Consider the following 21,996-nt stretch of genomic DNA (forward strand, 5'->3'; position numbering starts at 1 on the left):
CCCCGGGCGATGGTTGCAAGGAGCCAGCCCCTTCACAGGGCCGGCGGTGGCGTTCGCTCAGCCAGCGCTCAAGGGGTGTCTTGCGCGCGCTTGACCAGGTCCTTCAACTTGGCATCGGTGATGAACTTGTCATACACCGGCCGCATTGCCGCCTGGAACGGCGCCTTGTCCACTTCGATGATCTCGGCGCCCGCCGCCTTCACCACCGCCAGCGACTTGGCCTCGCGCTCGGCCCACTGCTTGCGCATATAGGGCACCGACTCCTTGGCCGCCTGGCGCAGCCAGCCCTGCTCCTCGGGCGAGAGCTTGTCAAACGTGCGTTTGGAGAACAGCAATATCTCCGGCGCCATCGAGTGCTCGGTCTTGCTGAAGTACTTGGCGACCTCGAAGGAGCGCGAGCTTTCAAACGTGGGGTAGTTGTTTTCGGCTGCGTCAATGAGGCCGGTCTTCAGCCCCGTGTAGACCTCACCCATCGGCATCGGTGTGGCGTTCGCCCCCATGGCTTCGAGCATGCTCACCCACAGGTCGGACTGCTGCACGCGCACCTTCATGCCCTTCATGTCGGCCAGGCTCTTGACCGGGCGCTTGGCGGTGAACATGGAGCGCGCGCCGCTGTCGTAAAAGCCCAGGCCGATGAAGCCCTGCTTCTCACAGGCTTTCAAGATTTCCTCACCCACGGGGCCGTCGAGCACCTTGTGCATGTGCTCGACCGAGCGGAACAGAAACGGCATGGTCGGCACCACGGTCTCGTTGCAGACATTGTTCATGGCGCCCACATTGACCCGCACCATCGCCAGCGCGCCGATCTTGGCCTGCTCGATGGTTTCCTTCTCTCCCCCCAAAGCCCCATTGGGGTAGACGCGGATGCTGTGCTTGCCGCCGGACAGCGCCTTGAGCCGCTCGCCCATGAACTTCACGGCCTGCACGGTCGGGTAGTCGTCCGGGTGGATATCCGATGAACGAAATTCGGCGGCCTGCGCGCTGAGCGCCAGCAGGCCGGCAGCCAGGGCTGCGCAGAGAGTGGAAAGTCGCATTTGTCTACCTCTTGGTCTCGATGGTTTTGGGAACATGCCCGGATGGTTTCCGGGTCTCAGGGTCACGCACACCTGGCCTGTTTACAGGGGCCGAAATTCGGGCTCCTCCCCTCCTGAAACGCCCGGGCGCAGCGCAAATACGCCACCGGCCAGGGGTTGGTCCGACAGATCGATGCCCTCGGGGCGTATCGAGGTGACATAGAGCACATCGAGGCTGGTGCCGCCAAAGGCGCACATCGCCGGTTTTTTGACCGGCAGCGCCAGCGATCGGTCCAGCCGGCCATCCGGGCGAAAGCGGTGTACCAGGCCGGCGTCATTGCCGCAGATCCAGTAGCAGCCCTCGACATCGATGGCCGCGCCATCGGGCCGGCCGGGCAGGTTTTTCATATCCACAAACAGGCGGCGGTTGTGCGGCGTGCCGCTGTCGGTGTCGTAGTCAAAGGCCCAGATCTGCTGGCTGCTGGGGTGCGAATCCGACAGGTACATGGTCCGGCCGTCGGGGCTGAAGGCCAGGCCGTTGGGCGTTATCAGCGGGCCGAGCTGCAGATCCTGCGCGCTGCCACCGGCCATGTCTTCCGCGCCAAAGCGGTAGAGCTTGCCCACCGGCTGCGCCGCTGCCATGTCCATCAGCATGCTGCCGGCCACAAAACGGCCCTGGTGGTCGCAGCGCCCATCGTTAAAGCGCATGCCCGGCATCGCATGGGCGACGGCGGCCAGCCGCTCGGTGCGGGCCTCGCCATCGCTATCGCCCTTGCTATCTGCGTCGCCCAGCGTCACCTGGTAAATGCCGTCTTCCAAGCCGGCGATCCAGCGGTGCGGATCGCCCTGCCAGCCTGCCATGCAGGCCAGCATCTGCGGCAACTGCCACTGCGTGGCCGCCCCTTGCCCCGGCTGCCAACGCTGCAGCAGGCCACGCGGTATGTCAGCCCAGTACAGCGCAGCCTGCTGCGCACGCCATACGGGGCTTTCGCCGGTGGCATTGCGGGCATCGAGGACCAGCTCAGCGCCTGTCATGCAGGCTGCTCCGGCGTATCACCAAAGGGGCCTTGCGCGGTGAAAGCGCCGCCCTGGTAGACGGCGACCGGGTCATTGGCGGCGGGGGCGGGTTGCGCCTCTACCTGGGCGCGCCAAGGCTCGGAGCTGTCCTTGGGCACAAAGCCCAGGTGGGCAGCCGCATGGTTGTCCCACCACAGGTCGCGGTTGGCCGAGGCGCCGTAGACCACGGTGTGACCCACGTTGGGGGTAAACAGGCTTTTCTCCACCAGCTGCACCAGGTCGTCATAGCTCAGCCAGCTGTGCATCATGCGCCGGTCCTTGGGCGCGGGGAAGGACGAGCCAATGCGGATGCTCACCGTCTCGATGCCGTAGCGGTCAAAGTAAAAGCTGGCCATGTCCTCGCCAAAGGATTTGGACAGGCCGTAGTAGCCATCGGGTCGGCGGCGCGCGTTGGCGTCGATCTTTTCGCTTTGCTGGTAGAAGCCGATCACATGGTTGGAGCTGGCAAACACAATGCGCTGCACGCCATGGCGGCGCGCGGCCTCGTAGAGGTGGAAGATGCCTTTGATATTGGCCTCCAGCACCTCCTCAAAGGGCCGCTCCACCGACACACCGCCCAGGTGCACGATGGCATCGCAGCCGGCCACCATCGCGTCTACTGCCTGCTTGTCGGCCAGGTCGCAGGGGACGACCTCTTCTTGCGCATCCAGCGGCGCGCCCATGCCGGCGATGTCGGACACGCGCAAAACGGGCGCCAGACCGCGCAGCCGCTGGCGCAGCACCTGGCCCAAGCCACCGGCAGCACCGGTCAACAGCAAGCGCTGCAACGGGGATGTTTGTGCCTGCATCGGCTGCTCCTTTTCCATAAAAAAAGGCGCTTATGAAAAGCGCCTTGGGTGCTCAGCCTTGTGCCAGGCCGTCAATGGCAGAACGGATGTTCTTCAGGGCCTTCACCACCAGCGCAGGGTCAGTGGCAAACGACAGGCGGGCATAAGGCGACATGCCAAAGGCGGCACCCGGCACAGTCGCCACCTTGGCGGCATTGAGCAAAAAGCCCGACACGGCGGCATCGCTGTCCAGCACCTGGCCTTCGGCAGTGCGGCGGCCAATCAGGCTCTGGCATCCGAGGAACAGGTAGAAGGCGCCATCGGGGACCGACGACAAGGTCAGCTCGGGCACGATGGCCAGCTCGCGGCGGATGGTTTCCAGCCGGTCGACAAAGGTCTGGCGCGCCTGGCGCACACAGTCCTGGTCGCCCAGCAAGGCCGCTTGCGCAGCCGCTTGCGCCACCGAGGTGGCGCTGGTGCAGCTTTGTGATTCGAGCTTGTTCATGCCGCCGATCAGCTGCTCGGGGCCTGCCGCATAGCCAATGCGCCAGCCGGTCATCGCATACGACTTGGAGACGCCGTTGATGATCAGCATGCGGTCCTTGAGGTAAGGACAGGCCTGGGCAAAGGACACAAAGGGCACACCGGTCAGGATGATGTGCTCGTAGATTTCGTCCGACATGACCAGCACATCGGGGAAGTCCTTGAGCACCTCGCCCAGCGCCTGCAGCTCCGCGCGGCTGTAGACCGCCCCGGTGGGGTTGCCGGGGCTGTTGATGATCAACCAGCGGGTCTTGGCCGTGATGCTCTGGCGCAGCGCATCGGGGGTCAGCTTGAAACCCACCGCTTCGGCGCAAGGCACATACACCGGCACACCGCCATGCAGGGCCACGATGTCGCCATACGACACCCAGCACGGCGTGGGCACCACCACCTCGTCACCGTTCTCCAGGGTGGCCATGAAGGCATTGAAGATCAGCTGCTTGGCGCCGACACCGGTGGTGATCTCGGCCACCGCGTAGTCGAGTTCGTTGTCCTGCTTGAACTTCTGCGCAATCGCCTTGCGCAGGCTCTCGGTGCCGGCCGGCACGGTGTACTTGGTGGCACCGGCCTTGGCAGCGGCCATGGCCGCATCAATGATGTGCTCAGGTGTGTTGAAGTCCGGCTCACCAATGCTCAGATCGATGACATCGATGCCTTGGGACTTCATTTTCTTGGCCTGCGAGGAGATGGCCATGCTCGGCGACGATGGCAGGTTCTCGACTTTTTGACTTAGCTTCAACATAAATTCGCAATCGCTCAGTTTCTCTTAGATGCCCTTGTCATTGGGGTTGGCGTAGAGCGCCTTGGTCGACTCGCTGAGCGGGAAGTTGATGTTCACGTTGCGCGGAGGGATGGTGGTCATGAACCACTTCTGGTAGAGCGCTTCCATCTCGCCGGACTTGATCATCGCGTAGACGGTGTCATCGACCAGCTTCTTGAAGCTCGGGTCATCCTTGCGCAGCATCACGCCATAGGGCTCGGTGCGCAGTGGCTCGTTCAGGATCACGTACTGGTCGCGATGCTGCGAGGTGGCGATAAAGCTGGCCAGCTGCACGTCATCGAGCACAAAGGCGTCGGCCTTGCCCGATTCGAACATCACAAAGGCTTCCGATGGATCCTTGCCATAGACCTCGTTGAACTTCACGTTCTGGGCCTTTTTATAGGCGCGCAGCAGCTGGATGGAGGTGGTGCCGGTCACGGTGGCCACATTGCGGTTTTGCAGATCGGCAATGCCCTTGACTGGCGAATCCTTGCGCACGGCCAAGGTCACGTTGGCCGAGAAGTAGCTGGGCGAGAACGAGACTTGCTCTTGGCGCGCAATGGTGTTGGTCACCGGCGTGCAGTCCAGATCGACGGTGCCGTTCTGCACCAGCGGGATGCGGCTGGTGGGCGTGGTGATCAGGTACTTGATTTCCATCTTCTGCAAGCCTGCCGCTTTTTGCGCCGCCTCAGCCACCTTCAGGCAGATGTCATTGATCAAGCCGATGGGGTCTGCATTGCCGTTGACCTTGTAGCTGAAGGGCACCGACATGTCACGCGCACCGATGGTGATGGCGCCGTTTTGCTTGATCTTCTCCAAGGTGGAGGTCTGCGCTTGCGCCAGGGAAGCAGCCAGCAGGGTGACGGCACATACGGTGGTTTTGGAGAAAAGCTTGAGCATGATTGGAAAGTAGGTTACAACAAGGCATCAGTCATGTGTTGTCTGACGACAGGTGTGAATTATGATCACAGCTATGCCCAAAAGCCCCTCGGAATTACCCGCATCCCCATCGATGGCATCCGCCCCGGATGCCACTTTGTACGGTTGCCGCGCCCCACAAGGCAGCTGCCTGGCCCCCCTTCTGGCGTATCACCACCATGCTTAAAAGCCCTTCGGAACGTCCCGCCTCTCCCTCGATGGGACCCGACGCGACCACCAACTTGCGCGGCAGCCGGGCCGCCAAAGGCAGCCGCAGCCTGGCCAACTTGCTGTCGGAAGAGTTTGAAAACAAGATCCGCCAGGGCCTGTTGCAAGAGGGCGACAAGCTACCCACCGAGACCGAATTGGTGCGCAGCTATGACGTGAGCCGCACCGTGGTGCGCGAGGCCTTGTCCAAGCTCCAGGCCTCGGGCTTGGTGGAGACCAAGCATGGCATCGGCACCTTTGTGCTGCCCGCGCGCAGCACCCCCGGCTTGGTGCTCAGCGCCCATGAGCTGAGTGAATCGGTCGATGTGCTGGCGGTGCTGGAGCTGCGCATCAGCCTGGAGACCGAGGCCGCAGGCCTGGCCGCTACCCGGCGCCAGGAGCCGCATCTGCGCGCGATGCGCACTGCGCTGCAGGCCTTTGAGCAGAACTTTGCGCTGGGCCGCGAGACCGTGAGCCATGACCTGGACTTCCACCTGAGCATCGCCAAGGCCACGGGCAACCGCTATTTTCAGGAGATCCTGCAGCACTTTGGCTCGATGCTGATTCCGCGCAACCGGATTGCCTCGATCCACATCCCCACCCGCGATCCGGACTACCTCAAGCGCGTCAACCGCGAGCATGAAGAGATCTTCTCGGCCATTGAGCGCCAGGATGCAGACTCTGCCCGCGCTGCCATGCGCATCCACCTGACCAACTCACGCGAACGCCTGCGCCTGGCCCAGCGCCTGGCACAGGAACAGCAAGCAGCGGCACCTGGCACGGAGCGCTAAACCCGGCGCCAACACCACCGCCTCCGTCCGTCCGCCAAGGGGGCTGGCGGGCGCTTCTTGGGCCGCATTCAGGCAGCGGCTGCACCCCTTCCAACCCGGTCTGCGCGTTTCCCCTAGTTCAGCAAAGCTTGGCGACAAACGTTTTGAGTTGTATGATGTCTTATATCTAAAAAGGAGACAGAGACTTATGCATCGCCGTTCGCACCTGATCTATTCAGCGCTGGCCCTGGCTGCCGGCAGCTTGTTATCGACTCCGCTGTTGGCGGCCGATGCATGGCCCAGCAAGCCGATCCGGCTGATTGTTCCCTACCCACCGGGCGGCAGCTCGGACATCATTGCCCGCTCCATCGGCCAGCTGATCTCGCAAGAGCTCAAGCAGACGGTGGTGATCGACAACAAGCCCGGCGCGAACGGCAACTTGGGCGCCGAGTTTGTGGCCCGTGCCCAGCCCGATGGCTACACCTGGCTGCTCTGCGATCTGGGTGCACTGGCGATCTCCCCATCGATCTACACCAAGCTGAGCTTTGACCCGAGCAAGGACCTGCGTGGCGCCGCCATGCTGGCCTACTCGCCGCACATGCTGGTGGTGCACCCATCGGTGCAGGCCAGCAACCTGCAAGAGCTGGTGGCGCTGTCCAAAAAGCAGGACCTGAACTTTGCCGTCACGGCCACCGGCAGCGCGCCGCACCTGGCCGGTGTCGAGCTGGCCCGGCTGACGGGCGCCAAGTGGGTCTATGTGCCCTACAAGGGCGGCGTGCAGTCGGTGCAAGACACCGTGGCAGGCCAGACCCAGGTGCTGATGAACGGCATGCTGGCCACCTACCCCCATGTACAAAGCGGCAAGCTCAAGTTGCTGGGCATCTCCAAGAACACCCGCATGCCGCTGATTGCCGATGTGCCCACCCTGGCCGAGCAAGGCGCAGCCGGTTTTGCCTCGGGCACCTGGCAAGGCGTGGTACTGCCGGCCAAGACCCCCGAAGCCGTGATCCAGAAGGTGAACCAGGCTTTGCTGACCGCCATCCGCTCGCCCGAGGTGCGCTCGCGCCTGACCGGCCAGGGCGCCGAGGTGGTCACGATGACGCCGGTCGAGACCGACCAATTTTTCAAGGCCGAACGCCAGCGCTGGCGCACGGTCGTCCAAACCGCCAACCTGCAGCTCGATTGAGCCGCCCAGATTTGGCACTGTCGATTCCCTCTCTTTTCTTTGAAAGTTTGATATGAGCACCATGAGCCCCCAGGATGTGAAAAGCGTGATGAGTTCCGGACTGCTGTCCTTCCCCATTACCGACTTTGATGCACAAGGCAACTTCAATGCCAAGGGCTATGCAGAGCGTCTGGAATGGCTGGCCCCGTTTGGCGCCAGCGCCCTGTTCGCCGCTGGCGGCACGGGTGAGTTCTTCTCGCTGACCGCAGAAGAATACCCAGCCATCATCCAGACCGCCGTGGATACCTGCAAAGGCAAGGTGCCCATCATCGCGGGTGCTGGCGGCCCAACCCGCTTTGCGATCCAGTGCGCCCAAGCCGCTGAGGCCGCTGGCGCCCACGGCATCTTGCTGATGCCTCACTACATGACCGAAGCCAGCCAGGAAGGCCTGGCCGCCCACGTCGAAGCCGTCTGCAAGAGCGTGAAGTTCGGCGTCATCATCTACAACCGTGGCGTGAGCCGCTTCACCCCCGAGACCGTTGCCAAGCTCTGCGAGCGCAACCCCAACCTGGTCGGTTTCAAGGACGGCGTGGGCGACATCGAAGCCATGTCGGCCATGTACCTGACCATGGGTGACCGCCTGGCCTACCTCGGTGGCCTGCCAACCGCCGAAGTCTATGCCGCCGCCTACAAGGCACTGGGCACGCCCGTGTACTCGTCTGCCGTGTTCAACTTCATCCCCAAGACCGCCATCCGCTTCTACGAAGCCGTGCGCACCGATGACCACGCGACCCAGCACCAACTGCTCAAGGACTTCTTCATGCCTTACCTGAAGATCCGCAACCGCAGCGCTGGTTACGCCGTGTCCATCATCAAGGCCGGCGCCAAGCTGGTGGGCCACGATGCCGGTCCGGTGCGCGCACCACTGGCTGACTTGAAGCCCGAGGAAGTGGACATGCTGGCAGCGCTGATCAAGAAGGTCGAAGCCTGATCTCCCCCGCCTAACCAGCCCGGTTCCACAGCTGCACTACGCCGCTGGGGCGCCGGGCTCCTTCCGTTTAAAGCCCCCTCCACACATGACTGCCACCCACCGCCCACGCGTGCTGCAAATAGGCAAGATGCCGCTGCCCGCGCTTGATGCCGATTTGGCCCAGGAATTCGATACCACCGTGCTGAGCGCACAAGCGGACCCGCAGCAGTTCTTGGTGGACCACGGTTCGGAGTTTGCCTACCTGGTCACCTCAGCCAGCATGGGCGCATCGGCCTCGGTGATCCAAGCCTTGCCGGCGCTGCGCGGCATCAGCAGTTTTGGCGTGGGTTTTGATGCGCTGGACCAGGACGCGATCCTGGCGAAATCGGCCCGCGTGGGCTACACCCCCGGCGTGCTGGACGACTGCGTGGCCGACCTGGCCTTTGCGCTGCTGCTGGACAGCGCCCGCCGCTTGGCAGCGGCCGACCGCTTTGTGCGCGCCGGCCTCTGGCCCACCGAGCGTTTTGGCGTTTACACCCGTGCATCGGGCAAGCGCCTGGGCATCTTGGGCATGGGCCGCATCGGCCGCCAGGTGGCCCGCCGCGCCAGCGGTTTTGACATGGAGGTGGCCTACCACAACCGCCGTCCGGTCACTGATTCTCCGCACCGTTACGTCGATTCGCTGCAGGCGCTGGCCGAGTGGTGCGATTTTCTGGTCATCACCGCTGCCGGTGGCGACGACACCCGCCACCTGGTCAACGCCCAGGTGTTGGATGCGCTGGGCCCCCAAGGCTTTCTGGTCAATGTGGCGCGCGGCAGCGTGGTCGATGAAGCGGCCTTGCTGGATGCGCTGCAGCACCAGCGCATTGCCGGCGCCGGCCTGGATGTGTTTGAGGACGAACCCCGCCCCTTGCCCGGCCTGCTGCAGCAAGACAACGTGGTGCTGGCCCCGCACATCGCCAGCGGCACGCAGGAGACGCGCCGCGCGATGGCCGATCTGGTGCTGGCCAACCTGCGCAGCCTGATCGCCGACGGCCAGCCTTTGCAGGAAGTGCCCTGGTCCCAGGCTGCAGCACAGGCCCGCGCTGCTTAAGCGAACACCTCACTTCCAACACGACTTTTTTAGACCAGGCCCAAACCGCCTGGCAACTTTATGACCGCACACAACAACCTGATCAACGGCAGCTGGACACCCGGCAAGACCACCTCCCCCAACACCAACCCCAGCGACCTGTCCGACGTGATCGGCCAGTACGCGCAAGGCGATGCCAGCGATGTGGATGCCGCAGTGGCGGCGGCCACGGCCGCCTTCCCGGCCTGGAGCGTCTCAGGCATACAGGCGCGCCACGATGCGCTGGACAAGATTGGCAATGAGATCCTGGCACGCAAGGAAGAGCTGGGCGACCTGCTGGCCCGCGAAGAAGGCAAGACCCGGCCCGAGGCCATTGGCGAAGTGGCCCGCGCCGGCCAGATCTTCAAGTTCTTTGCCGGTGAATGCCTGCGCCTGGCAGGCGAGAGCCTGCCCTCGGTGCGCCCCGGCATTGGTGTGGAAATCACCCGCGAGCCCGTCGGCGTCGTCGGCCTGATCACGCCCTGGAACTTCCCCATCGCCATTCCGGCCTGGAAGATCGCGCCCGCGCTGGCCTTTGGCAACTGCGTGGTGATCAAGCCCGCCGACCTGGTGCCAGGCAGTGCCTGGGCGCTGGCCGACATCATCCACCGCAGCGGCATCCCCGCGGGCGTCTTCAACCTGGTGATGGGCCGGGGCCGCATCATTGGTGATGCGCTGGTGCAGCACCCCGATGTGGCGGCCATCAGTTTTACCGGCTCGGTCGGTGTGGGCCGGGGCATTGCCGAGGCCTGCGTCAAATCGGGCAAGAAGGTGCAGCTGGAGATGGGTGGCAAGAACCCGCAGGTGGTGCTGGACGATGCCGACCTGGCCCAGGCGGTGGAGCTGTCAGCCCAGAGCTGCTTTTACTCGACCGGCCAGCGCTGCACGGCATCGAGCCGCCTGATCGTCACCGACAAGATCTACCCCGCCTTTGTGCAGGCGCTGCAAGAACGCATGGCCAAGATCAAGGTGGGTGATGCGCGCGCCGCCGGCACCGACATCGGCCCGGTCGTGAGCCAGGCCCAGCTGGAGCAGGACCTGAGCTATGTGGAAATCGCCAAAGCCGAAGGCGCCGTGCTGGCTACGGGTGGCAGCCGCATTGCCTGCCATACCGGCAGCGGCAAGGAAGGTTTCTTCATGCAACCCGCCTTGCTGGTGGACAGCACGCCGCAGATGCGCATCAACCGCGAAGAGGTGTTTGGCCCCGTCGCCAGCGTGATCCGCGTGCAGGACTATGAAGAGGCGCTGGCCGTCGCCAATGACACCGCCTTTGGCCTGTCGGCCGGCATTGCCACCACCAGCCTGAAGTACGCCACCCACTTCAAACGCCATGCCCAGGCCGGCATGGTGATGGTGAACCTGCCCACTGCCGGTGTGGACTACCATGTGCCGTTTGGCGGCCGCAAGGGATCGAGCTACGGCCCGCGCGAGCAAGGCCGCTATGCCCAGGAGTTCTACACCACGGTGAAGACGGCTTATACGCTGGCTTAAGCGCTGCGCCAGTACCAGGCACTTTGCGGGCATCCGGTGGCCCTCCACCCGATGCCCGCGCAGTACTTGGTCGCTCTCAGGTAATACGCTTGGCGGAAAATGGCGGCATGAAACTTCTGCCCGACCTTTCGCTGCCGGTAACTGCCGACATCAACGATCCCCAGCCCCTCATCCTCTACCACGGACGCAACTGCCCCGATGGCTATTGCGCGGCGCTGGCGGCCTGGCTGTTCTTCTCCGGCAACGCAGAGTTTCGCGGCCTGGACCACGGCGAAATCCAGACCGTGGACGACCTGGGGCCGCTGCCCGGCCGCACGATCTACATCCTTGACTTTGCCTTTGGCCCCGAGCTGCTGCGCGCCATTGAAGCCCAGGCCCACAAGCTGGTGCTGCTGGACCACCACAAGAGCGCTGCTGAAAAGCTCAACGGCTACCAATGCACCTGCGGCGTAGTGCACTTCGACATGAACAAGTCCGGCGCACGCCTGGCTTGGGAGTTCTTCTTCCCCAAGAACCCGATCCCCGCGCTGGTGCTGCACATTGAAGACCGCGACATCTGGCGCTGGCAGTACCCCGAGAGCGGGGCCTTTTTGGCGGCGCTGGACATGGAGCCGCGCAGCTTTGAGCGCTGGGCCGAGATTGCGGCCTTCAGCCCCGAGCAGCTGAGCGCCTTCATGGCCCGTGGCGGCGCGATGGATGAGAAATACCTCAAGCTGTGCAGCGATATCGCCGAGGGCGCGCAGCCGCTGGTGTTCAACGGCGTAGCCGGCCTGATGGTCAACGCCCCGGGCATGTTCCACAGCCAGGTGGGCGATATCCTGGCCAAGCAGAGCGGCACTTTTGCGCTGATGTGGAGCGCCAGCCCCAAGGGCGCCAAATGCGGCCTGCGCTCGCGCTCGGACTTCAACTGCATCCCGCTGGCCGAAAGCATGGGCGGCGGCGGCCATGCCCAGGCCTGCGGCTTCCGCATGGGGGTGGACCGCCTGCCCGAGCTGCTGGCCGGCAGCCTGACCGCCCGCCCCGAAGATGCACTGCCGCCACCGCGCCCTGCGCCAGCCGCAGCGCCTACCCCGGCCCCCACCGGCACACCATGATGCCTGCAGGCACCCGCACGGGCACGCGCAACGAGACTTGGGCGCAGCAATGCCCCCTGTGCGGCCAAAGCAATGGCTGCGCGGTGGCCCAGGGCCTGCCCGCTGCCCAGTGCTGGTGCATGACCGCCGATATCGACCCCCAAGCCCTGCAGCGCCTGGCACCTGCCGAGCGGGGCCAACGCTGCATCTGCCCGGCCTGTGGCCGCGCGGGGCCCGCAACGCCCAACCCGGGTGACTGACAGGCAGCACCGGAGCGGCGCATGATGACCACCAGGCGCCCCCTGCCATCCGTTCCCGCTCGCGCACCCGCCCAGCCACCGCCATGCAGCTAAGACACCACACCGCCCAGGATCTGCGCAGCCTCTACGGGGAGCGTTTTCGCTGGTACCTGCTGTTCAGCGTGATGGTGGGCACGATGGCCTCGATCATCTCTTCCACCATCTTCAATGTCGCCATCCCGGCGATGAGCCTGCATTTCCAGCTGGGCCAGTCGCGCGCGCAATGGGTGACCTCGTCCTTCATGGTGGCCACCACCGTTGCGATGCTGACCACGCCCTGGCTGCTGTCGCGCTATGGCTACCGCAACACCTACCTGGGCGCGGTGATGCTGCTGATGCTGGGGGGCATTGGCGGGGGCTTTAGCAGCGACTACAACCTGGTGCTGGTAGCGCGCGTGGTCGAAGGCCTGGCGGCCGGCGTGATCCAGCCGATTCCGGCCATCATCATCCTGCATGCCTTTGCCAGCCATGAGCAAGGCCGGGCCAATGGCCTGTTTGGCATGGGCATTGTGCTGGCCCCTGCCATCGGCCCCAGCGTGGGCGGTTTGCTGGTGGATTGGATGGGCTGGCGCTCGGTGTTCTTCATGGTGGTGCCGCTGTGCCTGGCCTCGGTCTGGCTGGGGCTGAAGTTTGTACCCGTCAATGCGCCGGGCGGTGCGGCGGCCGACCGCCATGGCAAAAGCCTGGACTGGCTGGGCCTGGCCGTTGCCACCACCGGCACCGTCTGCCTGCTCAATGGCCTGGTGGCGCTGCATGGCACCGGCTGGCAGCAAAGCGCCGTGCTGCTGGGCATTGCGCTGGTCTGCCTGCCGGTCTTCATCGCCTGGCAACGCCACCTGCTGGCCCGGGGCGGCAAGCCACTGATGGACCTGCGTCTGTTTGCCAGCAAGCCTTTTGCAGCCGGCTGCATTGTGGCTTTTATCTACGGTGTGGCCTTGTTTGGCTCCACCTACCTGCTGCCGGTGTTCATGCAGCTGGGACTGTCGTACTCGGCCTCTGTCGTGGGCACCACCATGCTGCCCGCCGGCCTGGTGCTGGGCGGCGTCATTGCGCTGGCGGGCCGCATGGCTGACCGCACCCCCGTGCACTGGCTGGTGATTGGCGGGCTGTCGCTGCTGGCACTGTCCTTTGTGCTGACTGGCGTGCTGCAGCCGGGCTCGTCGCTGTGGCTGCTGGTGGGCTATACGGTGCTGGGCCGCATTGGGCTGGGCTTTATCCTGCCCTCGCTTACCTTGGGCAGTATGCGCACCCTGGATAGAAGCCTGATCGCGCAGGGTTCGAGCAGCTTTAGCTTTCTGCGCATGCTCGGCGGCGCCGCCGGGGTCAGCCTCTGCGGTATCTTTTTGGAGTGGCGCGTGGCCTTCTATGCCCAGCAATCGCCAGCGCTCGATATTGCACTGGCCGAGCGCGTGGCGGGATTTCGCGATACCTTTGTGATGCTGGCGGTGGTCTGTGTGCTGGCGGGCATTGCCGCACGCCAGCTGCAGCCCCGTGCAGGCACGTCCGCTTCGCCATAACCCGGGAGCGAATGGTCTACACTGGGCCATTCAAGGGTTTTCAAAGAGTTTTTGCCATGTGCCAACTGCTGGGGATGAACTGCAACACCCCCACCGACATCAATTTCAGCTTCAGCGGCTTTTCGCAGCGGGCGGGCAATACCGACCACCACAGCGATGGCTGGGGCATCGCCTTTTTTGAAGAAGGCGGCCTGCGCCTGCTGGTGGACCACCAGCCAGCCGTGCAATCGCCCGTGGCTGAGCTGGTGCGCCGCTACCCCATCCACAGCCGCAATGTGATTGCGCATATCCGCAAGGCCACCCAGGGCCGGGTGCTGCTTCAAAACTGCCACCCCTTTGTGCGCGAGCTCTGGGGCAAGAACTGGGTGTTTGCCCATAACGGCGACCTCAAGGATTTCCGCCCGCGCCTGCACAGCCACTTTCACCCCGTGGGCGACACCGACAGCGAGCATGTGTTTTGCTGGCTGATGCAGGAGCTGTGGAAATCCCATGCCGGCACGCCCAGCATTGCCGAGCTGACCCACACCCTGCGCGAGCTGGCTGCGCAGATTGCGCCGCAGGGCACCTTCAACTTTCTGCTCTCCAACGGCGAGGCGCTCTGGGCGCATGCCAACACCTTTCTGTGCTACACCGAGCGCGCCCATCCTTTCGCCCAAGCCCAACTGAGCGACGAGGACCTGAGCATCGACTTCGCCACCTGCACCACGCCGCAGGACCGGGTGGCCGTGGTGGTGACCGCGCCGCTGACCACCAATGAGCAGTGGACGCCCTTCCAGCCCGGCGAGCTGATGGTGTTTGCCGACGGCCGGCGCCTGCCCCTGTAAACAACAAACCCGGCAGTGCCGGGTTTGTTTTTTAAGATCCTGTTGAAAAGCCTTTAAGCCAGTGCGCGGGTGATCAGAATCTTCTGCACATCACTGGTGCCTTCATAGATCTGGCAGACCCGCACATCGCGGTAGATGCGCTCCACCGGAAAATCGTTGACGACGCCATAGCCGCCCAAGGTCTGGATGGCGGCGCTGCAAACGCGCTCGGCCATCTCGCTGGCAAACAGCTTGGCCATGGCCGCTTCCTTCAAGCAAGGCTGGCCGGCATCGCGCAGGCTGGCGGCATGCCAGATCAGCTGGCGGGCGGCTTCGATCTGCGTGGCGCATTCGGCCAGCCGAAAACCCACGGCCTGGTGGTTGATGATGGCGGTGCCAAAGCTCTCGCGCTCCTTGGCGTATTGCAGGGCCACCTCAAACGCGCTGCGGGCCATGCCCACGCTTTGGGCCGCTATGCCGATGCGCCCGCCCTCGAGCGCGCCCAGCGCAATCTTGTAGCCCTCGCCTTCGGCGCCGATCAGGTTCTCCGCCGGGATCACGCAGTTCTCAAAATTGATCTGCGCGGTATCGCTGCTGTGCTGGCCGAGCTTGTCCTCCAGCCGCGCCACCTGGTAACCCGGGTTGTCGGTGGGCACGATAAAGGCGCTCATGCCCTTCTTGCCAGCGCCCTTGTCGGTCACGGCAATCACAATCGCCATCTGCCCGTTCTTGCCGCTGGTGATGAACTGCTTGACGCCGTTGATCACATAGGCATCGCCCTGCTTACTGGCCGTGGTGCGCAGTGCGCTGGCGTCCGAGCCCACATGCGGCTCGGTCAGGCAGAACGCGCCCAGCATCTCGCCCCGCGCCAACGGGGCCAGCCATTGCTGCTTTTGTGCATCGCTGCCGTAGCGCATCAAGATGGCATTGACGGGGCAGTTGGTGACGCTGATGGCGGTGCTGGTGCCGCCGTCGCCGGCCGCAATCTCTTCGAGCACCAAGGCCAGGCTGATGTAGTCCAGCCCCGCGCCGCCCAGTGCATCGGGCACGCAGATGCCGTAGGCACCGAGCTGGGCCAGGCCCTGGTGGGCCGCCTTGGGAAACACGTGATCGCGGTCCCACTGCGCGGCGTGCGGCCACAGTTCAGCCTGGGCAAATTCACGCACCGCATCGCGGATCATGGTCTGGTCGTCATTCAAAAGCATGGGCTTGTCTCCGGATTTCTTGTTCTGTGGCTGTCTTGCTGGCTGGCCGTATTACCAATGCTTGGCGCGGCGGCCGTCGTGGTGCAGCAATCGGCCCTTGTCGGCATCGCTGACTGAGGCCAGGGTCTGGCGCATGTCCCGCACGCTTTGCTGCACCGTCAGCGGCGCTTCTTGCCCGCCCATGTCGGTTTGCACCCAGCCGGGGTCCAGCGCGATCAGGCGCGCGCCAGGGTAGTCATGCTGGGCAGAGGCCACCGCCATGTTCAAGGCCGCCTTGCTGACGCGGTACAACCAGGCCTCGCTGTCATCCACCCCTTCGATCTGCGACATCGACGACGAGATAAAGGCAAACACGCCGCCACTGGCTTCCACGATGGGTGCGAGCTGCGGCAGGATCTGCATGGCACCCAGCACATTGGTGTGCATGACGGCATCAAAATCGGCCTGCGTCGGCACCGTGCGGGCATTGGGCCGGCGGATCACCCCAGCCACATACATCGCCAAGTCGATCTGCTGGCCTGCCAAAGCGGTGGCCAGCGCCGTCACGCTCTCGGGCTGGAGCACATCGACCAAGAAAGCCTGCGCGCCCAGCGCCTGCACGCGCGCCTGGCCCTCTGCATCCCGCACCGTGGCCAGCACCTGCCAGCCTGCCTGCGCGTACTCTTGCACCAGCGCCAGGCCGATGCCGCGCGAGGCGCCAATCACCAATATCACAGCCATTCCCACGCCCTCCTTGGCGGTTGTTGTCACTGTCCCTGCTCTTGCACAATTTGCTGCTGGTAGCGCGCGACCATGTCGGCCTGCGGCTCGGGCGCTGCACTCGATCCCATCTGGTCATGGATCATCTGGTTGAGTGTGGGCAAAGTACTGCGTTCGATCTGCGCATCGGCCTGCCACAGGCGCGAGCGCATCAAGGCCTTGGCGCAGTGCAGATAGGCTTCGCGCACCTCGATCTCGATCACCAGCTTGGGCCGTTGGCGCTCACCGTCAAACACGTCGATAAAGCGGGCCTCGTCGCGCAGCTTTGCGGTGCCGTTGACGCGCAAGGTCTCGTCCACGCCGGGTAGCAAGAACAGCAGCGCAATGCGGGCATCGCTCAGCAGGTTGCTGAGCGAATCGAGCCGGTTGTTGCCACCGGCATCGGGCAGCAGCAGATGCTGCGCGCCCGGGCATTTGACAAAGCCCGGCGGCCCGCCCCGGGGCGAGGCATCCAGCATCTCGGCCGCTTGGCCGGCGGTAGCCACCACGCACAGCGGCGACAGCGCAATAAAGCGCTGGCAATGGGCATCGAGGTGGTTCAGCTGCTTGGCCAGCGCGCGCTCGGCAGGCTGGGCGTAGAGCGCACGCAGTTGTTCGGCAGATTCGATCATGCGGCCCCCGAGTCGTCCGCAGCTGCACCGGCCGCCGCATACACGGCCAGATAGGCATCCCAGGACGGGTCAAACTCCACCTCCACACGGCCCGGCAGCGTCAACGCTTGCTGCTGCAGCAGTTGCTGCGCGGCGGCCGCGTCGTCGACGTAATAGCAGGCGGTGCGCTCGTGCATGCCTTCGATGCGGGTGAAGGCCAGGATGCCGGTTTCCATGCGCTCCAGCGCTGCCTGCAGGCCCTCTTGCGCATCGCGGATGCGGTCCAGGGTCTGGGCGTCGTCAAAGGCCACGGTCCATTGCAGGCAATAGGGCAGATCGGCGCGTGTAGCGACGGCATTGGCCGACAGGCGCAGGCCCAGCAAATCGGGGACGGCATCGGCTGGCGCATCGCGGCGGCGCGCTTCGAGCATTTTCCAGCGGTCGTTATCCGCTGGCGGAAAACGGTAGCTGCGGCCCAGACTGTCTCGCAAGAAGGCATCGAAAACCGCCGGGAAGGCGGACAGCGGACTGACCCCGGCGACCTCGGGTGCAAAGCCTTCGACCACATCGACGGGGCCTACGCGCACGGCAAAATCCCATTCGCCCAGCGCGTGGTCGAGCATGATGAAGGCCATGTGCTGGGCCAGCTCGCGCTGCTCGGCAGCAATGATCTTCTCAAAACCCAGCTCCAGCCCGACAATGCCGCCGGCATCGTAGTGGGCGACCAGCACGTCGGAGCAGGAGAGCTCCAGACTCTCCATGGCCATGCTGAAATCATTGACCGGGCTGCGGTTGCGAAAAGCCTGCACCTTGTAGCCCGGCAGGCTGGGGGCGGCCCGCACCAGGGCCATCAGGTTCTCGAACTGGTCGACATTGCCGTGGGCACTGAACACCAGGCGCGAGAACAAACTGCCATCGGAGCGCTCCAGCTCCAGTGCCAAATCAGGCGCAACGCGGGCCAGCATCTCATTGGCCTGCGCTACAAAGGCCTGGTTGGGCAACAGCGCCAGGTGGCGTTCTTGGTAGACCAGCTCTTGCCAGAAGGATTCGATGTCCTGCGCCTGCAGTTGTCCCGGGCCGGGGCCCACCGATTCATTCGTCATAGTTTCTCCTCTTTCAGGATGACTAGACTACATGATTTCAATCGCCATGGCCGTGGCCTCACCTCCGCCGATGCACAGGGTGGCCATGCCACGGCGCTTGCCACGGGCCTGCAGCGCGTGCAGCAGGGTGACGATGATGCGCGCACCGCTGGCACCAATGGGGTGGCCCAGCGCGCAGGCGCCGCCGTTGACGTTGACGATGTCGTGCGAGACCTTCATCTCCGCCATCAGCGCCATGGGCACGACGGCGAAGGCCTCGTTGATTTCCCAGAGGTCCACATCCTCGACCTTCCAGCCGGCTTTCTTCAGCGCCTTCTCGGTCGCACCGATCGGCGCGGTGGTGAACCACTCGGGCTCCTGGGCAAAGCTGGCATGCGAGACGATCTTGGCCAGGGGCTTGCAACCCAGCTCCTTGGCGGTGGATTCGCGCATCAGCACCAGGGCTGCGGCGCCATCGTTGATGCTGGAGCTGGAGGCGGCGGTGATGGTGCCGTCCTTCTTGAACGCGGGCTTGAGCGACGGGATCTTGTCCAGGCGGGCCTTGGCTGGGCCTTCGTCTTCGGTCACGGTGACATCGCCCTTGCGGGTGGAGACCGTCACTGGCGTGATCTCGGCCTTGAAGGCGCCGGACTGGGTCGCAGCCTGCGCGCGCTGCACGCTGGCAATCGCAAACTGGTCTTGCTGCTCTCGGCTGAACTGGTACTTGGCGGCACAGTCTTCGCCAAACGTACCCATGGAGCGGCCGGGCTCATACGCATCTTCCAGGCCGTCGAGCATCATGTGGTCGAAGACCTTGTCATGGCCCATGCGGTAGCCGCCACGGCCTTTTTTGAGCAGGTAGGGGGCATTGGTCATGCTCTCCATGCCGCCGGCTACCATCACATCACGGCTACCCGCCACGAGTTGGTCATGGGCCAAGAGGGTGGCTTCCATACCGGCGCCGCACATTTTCGACAGAGTCACGGCACCGGTGCTCTTGGGCAAGCCGCCCTTGAACAAGGCCTGGCGCGCAGGCGCTTGGCCCTGGCCGGCCATCAGGCAGTTGCCAAACAGCACTTCTTCGACTTTTTCAGGGGCAACACCAGCACGCTCCACGGCAGCCTTGATGGCCGCGCCGCCCAGGTCATTGGCCGAGAGCTCGGCAAAATCGCCCATGAATGCACCCATGGGGGTGCGGGCTGCGCCAACGATAACGACGGGATCATGCATCTGGTGTCTCCTGATTGAATTCGGGTTTCTCGCGGCAGGCATCTGCGGACCCGCTCGCGCTGCAAAAAAGGCATCCCTGGGGCCAGGAATGCCTTGTTGGTTTAATCGCGTTTGCGCTCGGCGACCAAGGCCACGGCACGCTTGTGTATCTCTGCCAGTCCGCCAATACCGGGCACGGTCATCTCCAGGTCGGTGATCAGGCCATTCTTGAGGCCGTAGCACCAGCCGTGCAAGGTCACTTTCTGTCCGCGCGTCCAGGCGTCTTGCAAAATGGTGGTCTGCGCCACGTTGACCACCTGTTCGATGGCATTGAGCTCGCACAGCGCATCATGGCGGTGCTGGGGCGAGAGGCTTTGCAGCAAGGCCAGGTGCTTGTCGCGCACATCGCGTACGTGGCGGGTCCAGTTGTCGACCAGGCCCAGGCGCAGGCCTTCGAGTGCCGCCAGCACACCGCCGCAGCCATAGTGGCCAACGACCATCAGGTCCTGGATCTTGAGCTGGTCTACCGAGTACTGGATGGTCGACAGGCAGTTCAAATCGCTGGGCACCACCACGTTGGCCACATTGCGGTGCACAAACACTTCGCCCGGCTCCAGGCCAGTGATCTGGTTGGCGGGCACGCGGCTGTCGGAGCAGCCGATCCACATGTACTTGGGGTGCTGCTGCGACATCAGGCCCGTGAAGAACCCGGGGCGGTCACGCTCCATCTGCTCTGCCCACAAGCGGTTGTGGTCAAACAGGTCTTTGATGGAGGTCGTACTCATAAGGCTATCCTTTGTTGTGTGGGTATCAGGATGGCGCAGCGCAGCCGGTCAGCAGGTTTCTGCGAACAGCTCACGCCCAATCAACATGCGGCGGATCTCGCTGGTGCCGGCGCCAATCTCATAGAGTTTCGCATCTCTCCACAGGCGACCGAGTGGGTACTCGTTGATATACCCATTGCCGCCATAGATTTGTACGCCTTCGCCGGCCATCCAGGTCGCCTTCTCGGCGCACCAGAGAATGACGCTGGCGCAGTCCTTGCGCACCTGGCGTACATGGTCGGTTCCGAGCAGATCGAGGTTTTTAGCGACCGTATAGGCAAAAGAGCGGCCCGCTTGCAGCACGGTGTACATGTCCGCGACCTTGCCCTGGATGAGCTGGAACTCACCAATGCTTTGGCCAAATTGCTTGCGGTCGTGGATGTAGGGCACCACGTTGTCCATCACGCTTTGCATGATGCCCAGGGGGCCGCCGGTCAGCACGGCACGCTCATAATCCAGGCCGCTCATCAGCACCTTGGCGCCGCCATTGAGCTGGCCCAGCACGTTCTCGGCCGGCACTTCCACGTTCTGGAACACCAGCTCACCGGTGTGGCTGCCACGCATGCCCAGCTTGTCCAGCTTCTGCGCGACAGAGAAACCCGGCATGCCCTTCTCGATCAAGAAGGCGGTCACACCCCGTGCACCCATCTCCGGCTCGGTCTTGGCGTACACCACCAAGGTGTCGGCATCCGGCCCATTGGTGATCCACATCTTGTTGCCGTTGAGCAGGTAGTAGCCGCCCTTGTCCTCCGCCTTGAGCTTCATGCTGATGACGTCGGAGCCCGCACCGGGCTCGCTCATCGCCAGCGCGCCCACATGCTCGCCGCTGATCAGCTTGGGCAGGTATTTGGCCTTCTGGGCCTCGCTGCCATTGCGGTTGATCTGGTTCACGCACAGGTTGCTGTGCGCGCCATAGGACAGACCAACAGATGCGCTGGCGCGGGAGATCTCCTCCATCGCCACCATATGGGCCAGGTAGCCCATATCCGCGCCACCGTATTGCTCGGACACGGTGATGCCCAGCACGCCCAGATCACCAAACTTGCGCCACAGATCCATGGGGAACTGGTCATCGCGGTCGATCTCTGCTGCACGCGGCGCGATCTCGGCCTGCGCAAACTCGCGCACGGCATCGCGCAGGGCGTCGATATCCTCACCCAACTGGAAATTCAGGCCTGGTAATCCGGACATGGTCTTGTCTCCTATCTATATGGCGCAGCAGATGCGGCTGCCTGTGCACTACCGTGCCAGCCGCAACATTACGTTTACGTTCACGTCAACTATATATTATTTTTTTGAAGGCTGCTTTGCGAGCAAAGCATGGGCCTCCTGCATATGTTCATCAATTTCTGCCAAGTTGGCTTGCAAATCTGCCAACTGCGTCAGCAGGCGCTGGCGATGCGTCGTCAACACCTCGATGAAGCGGCCCAGCTGCACACCCGTGTCGCGCGGCGACTCATACAGATCAATGATCTCCTTGGCTTCCTGCAAGGTCAATCCCAGGCGCTTGGCCCGCAGGGTCAGGCGCAGGCGCGTGCGCTCCTTGGCCGAGTAGACGCGCTGCTTGCCGCCAGCGCCCGTGCGCTCGGGGTGCAGCAGGCCCATGTCCTCATAAAAGCGGATGGCCCGGGTCGTCAGATCAAACTCTGCCGCCAACTGCCCGATGGAATAAGTCGGTGTCATGGTCCCCGCATGCCCTTGTCGTTCTGAATGGGCCATTATGCGGCATGGCAGCGCCGAAGCCGCCCAAAAGAAAAACCCCTCTACTCGGTAGAGCAGAGGGGTTGATCAGTATAAAAGCCTGACGATGACCTACTTTCACACGGGAATCCGCACTATCATC

22 protein-coding genes are annotated in these 21,996 nt (G+C 63.8%); 9 read left to right on the forward strand and 13 right to left on the reverse strand.

Annotated elements, in window-relative coordinates:
- Positions 1 to 68 precede the first annotated feature (68 nt).
- The 5 genes from M2375_RS15500 to M2375_RS15520 all read right to left on the reverse strand — a co-directional run bounded on the left by M2375_RS15500 (position 69) and on the right by M2375_RS15520 (position 5,060).
- Positions 69 to 1,034, reverse strand: a complete 966-nt coding sequence (locus tag M2375_RS15500; RefSeq protein WP_259168726.1) for a TRAP transporter substrate-binding protein — start codon at positions 1,032 to 1,034, stop codon at positions 69 to 71.
- An 81-nt stretch (positions 1,035 to 1,115) separates the two neighbouring features.
- Entirely contained in the window at positions 1,116 to 2,048 is a 933-nt protein-coding gene (locus M2375_RS15505; protein ID WP_259168728.1) for an SMP-30/gluconolactonase/LRE family protein, read from the reverse strand.
- The gene (locus M2375_RS15510) at positions 2,045 to 2,878 is read right to left on the reverse strand and encodes an NAD(P)-dependent oxidoreductase (RefSeq protein WP_259168730.1); all 834 of its coding nucleotides are present in this window, start codon (positions 2,876 to 2,878) and stop codon (positions 2,045 to 2,047) included. Before M2375_RS15510 ends, M2375_RS15505 begins: the two co-directional genes overlap by 4 nt.
- Before the next feature lie 52 nt (positions 2,879 to 2,930).
- Positions 2,931 to 4,142, reverse strand: a complete 1,212-nt coding sequence (locus tag M2375_RS15515; protein WP_259168731.1) for a pyridoxal phosphate-dependent aminotransferase — start codon at positions 4,140 to 4,142, stop codon at positions 2,931 to 2,933.
- 24 nt (positions 4,143 to 4,166) lie between these two features.
- Positions 4,167 to 5,060: an amino acid ABC transporter substrate-binding protein gene (locus M2375_RS15520; RefSeq protein WP_259168733.1), complete on the reverse strand. Its 894-nt coding sequence runs from the start codon at positions 5,058 to 5,060 to the stop codon at positions 4,167 to 4,169.
- A 236-nt stretch (positions 5,061 to 5,296) separates the two neighbouring features.
- Here M2375_RS15520 and M2375_RS15525 point away from each other — a divergent pair, with 236 nt between their 5' ends.
- From M2375_RS15525 to M2375_RS15565, 9 genes are all read left to right on the forward strand, one after another.
- On the forward strand, positions 5,297 to 6,076 hold the full coding sequence (locus tag M2375_RS15525; RefSeq protein WP_259168763.1) for a FadR/GntR family transcriptional regulator: 780 nt from the start codon (positions 5,297 to 5,299) through the stop codon (positions 6,074 to 6,076).
- Positions 6,077 to 6,263: 187 nt separating this feature from the next.
- Positions 6,264 to 7,241 (forward strand): tripartite tricarboxylate transporter substrate binding protein, encoded by a 978-nt coding sequence (locus M2375_RS15530; protein WP_259168734.1) that lies wholly within the window; start codon positions 6,264 to 6,266, stop codon positions 7,239 to 7,241.
- A gap of 61 nt (positions 7,242 to 7,302) precedes the next feature.
- Positions 7,303 to 8,211: a 5-dehydro-4-deoxyglucarate dehydratase gene (gene kdgD, locus M2375_RS15535; protein ID WP_259168764.1), complete on the forward strand. Its 909-nt coding sequence runs from the start codon at positions 7,303 to 7,305 to the stop codon at positions 8,209 to 8,211.
- 85 nt (positions 8,212 to 8,296) lie between these two features.
- Positions 8,297 to 9,283, forward strand: coding sequence for a 2-hydroxyacid dehydrogenase (locus M2375_RS15540; protein WP_259168735.1), 987 nt, complete (start codon positions 8,297 to 8,299; stop codon positions 9,281 to 9,283).
- 60 nt (positions 9,284 to 9,343) lie between these two features.
- Positions 9,344 to 10,792 carry an aldehyde dehydrogenase family protein gene (locus M2375_RS15545; RefSeq protein WP_259168736.1) on the forward strand — a complete coding sequence of 483 codons (1,449 nt, stop codon included), beginning with the start codon at positions 9,344 to 9,346 and terminating at the stop codon, positions 10,790 to 10,792.
- Between the two features lie 107 nt (positions 10,793 to 10,899).
- On the forward strand, positions 10,900 to 11,886 hold the full coding sequence (locus M2375_RS15550; RefSeq protein ID WP_259168737.1) for a DHH family phosphoesterase: 987 nt from the start codon (positions 10,900 to 10,902) through the stop codon (positions 11,884 to 11,886).
- Entirely contained in the window at positions 11,886 to 12,125 is a 240-nt protein-coding gene (locus M2375_RS15555; RefSeq protein ID WP_259168738.1) for a cysteine-rich CWC family protein, read from the forward strand. Before M2375_RS15550 ends, M2375_RS15555 begins: the two co-directional genes overlap by 1 nt.
- 83 nt (positions 12,126 to 12,208) lie before the next feature.
- Positions 12,209 to 13,681, forward strand: coding sequence for a DHA2 family efflux MFS transporter permease subunit (locus M2375_RS15560; protein ID WP_259168739.1), 1,473 nt, complete (start codon positions 12,209 to 12,211; stop codon positions 13,679 to 13,681).
- A 56-nt stretch (positions 13,682 to 13,737) separates the two neighbouring features.
- Positions 13,738 to 14,505: a class II glutamine amidotransferase gene (locus tag M2375_RS15565; protein ID WP_259168740.1), complete on the forward strand. Its 768-nt coding sequence runs from the start codon at positions 13,738 to 13,740 to the stop codon at positions 14,503 to 14,505.
- A gap of 53 nt (positions 14,506 to 14,558) precedes the next feature.
- On the opposite strand, the gene M2375_RS15570 is transcribed toward M2375_RS15565, so the two are convergent.
- From M2375_RS15570 to M2375_RS15605, 8 genes are all read right to left on the reverse strand, one after another.
- Positions 14,559 to 15,689 carry an acyl-CoA dehydrogenase family protein gene (locus tag M2375_RS15570; protein WP_259168741.1) on the reverse strand — a complete coding sequence of 377 codons (1,131 nt, stop codon included), beginning with the start codon at positions 15,687 to 15,689 and terminating at the stop codon, positions 14,559 to 14,561.
- 51 nt (positions 15,690 to 15,740) lie between these two features.
- Positions 15,741 to 16,409 (reverse strand): SDR family oxidoreductase, encoded by a 669-nt coding sequence (locus tag M2375_RS15575; RefSeq protein WP_259168742.1) that lies wholly within the window; start codon positions 16,407 to 16,409, stop codon positions 15,741 to 15,743.
- A gap of 26 nt (positions 16,410 to 16,435) precedes the next feature.
- The gene (locus M2375_RS15580; protein ID WP_259168743.1) at positions 16,436 to 17,059 is read right to left on the reverse strand and encodes an MSMEG_1061 family FMN-dependent PPOX-type flavoprotein; all 624 of its coding nucleotides are present in this window, start codon (positions 17,057 to 17,059) and stop codon (positions 16,436 to 16,438) included.
- The gene (locus tag M2375_RS15585; RefSeq protein ID WP_259168744.1) at positions 17,056 to 18,141 is read right to left on the reverse strand and encodes a hypothetical protein; all 1,086 of its coding nucleotides are present in this window, start codon (positions 18,139 to 18,141) and stop codon (positions 17,056 to 17,058) included. The genes M2375_RS15580 and M2375_RS15585 overlap by 4 nt, the downstream gene beginning before the upstream one ends.
- A 27-nt stretch (positions 18,142 to 18,168) precedes the next feature.
- Complete coding sequence (locus M2375_RS15590; RefSeq protein ID WP_259168745.1) at positions 18,169 to 19,350, reverse strand: acetyl-CoA C-acyltransferase; 1,182 nt, start codon at positions 19,348 to 19,350, stop codon at positions 18,169 to 18,171.
- Positions 19,351 to 19,451: 101 nt separating this feature from the next.
- Positions 19,452 to 20,114 carry a carbonate dehydratase gene (gene can, locus M2375_RS15595; RefSeq protein ID WP_259168746.1) on the reverse strand — a complete coding sequence of 221 codons (663 nt, stop codon included), beginning with the start codon at positions 20,112 to 20,114 and terminating at the stop codon, positions 19,452 to 19,454.
- A gap of 48 nt (positions 20,115 to 20,162) precedes the next feature.
- Positions 20,163 to 21,344, reverse strand: coding sequence for an isovaleryl-CoA dehydrogenase (locus M2375_RS15600; protein WP_259168747.1), 1,182 nt, complete (start codon positions 21,342 to 21,344; stop codon positions 20,163 to 20,165).
- Positions 21,345 to 21,440: 96 nt separating this feature from the next.
- Entirely contained in the window at positions 21,441 to 21,836 is a 396-nt protein-coding gene (locus tag M2375_RS15605) for a MerR family DNA-binding transcriptional regulator (protein ID WP_259168748.1), read from the reverse strand.
- Positions 21,837 to 21,996 lie beyond the last annotated feature (160 nt).

The organism is Comamonas sp. BIGb0152 (assembly GCF_024809975.1).
In the GTDB taxonomy this organism is placed as follows: Bacteria; Pseudomonadota; Gammaproteobacteria; order Burkholderiales; family Burkholderiaceae_C; genus Comamonas.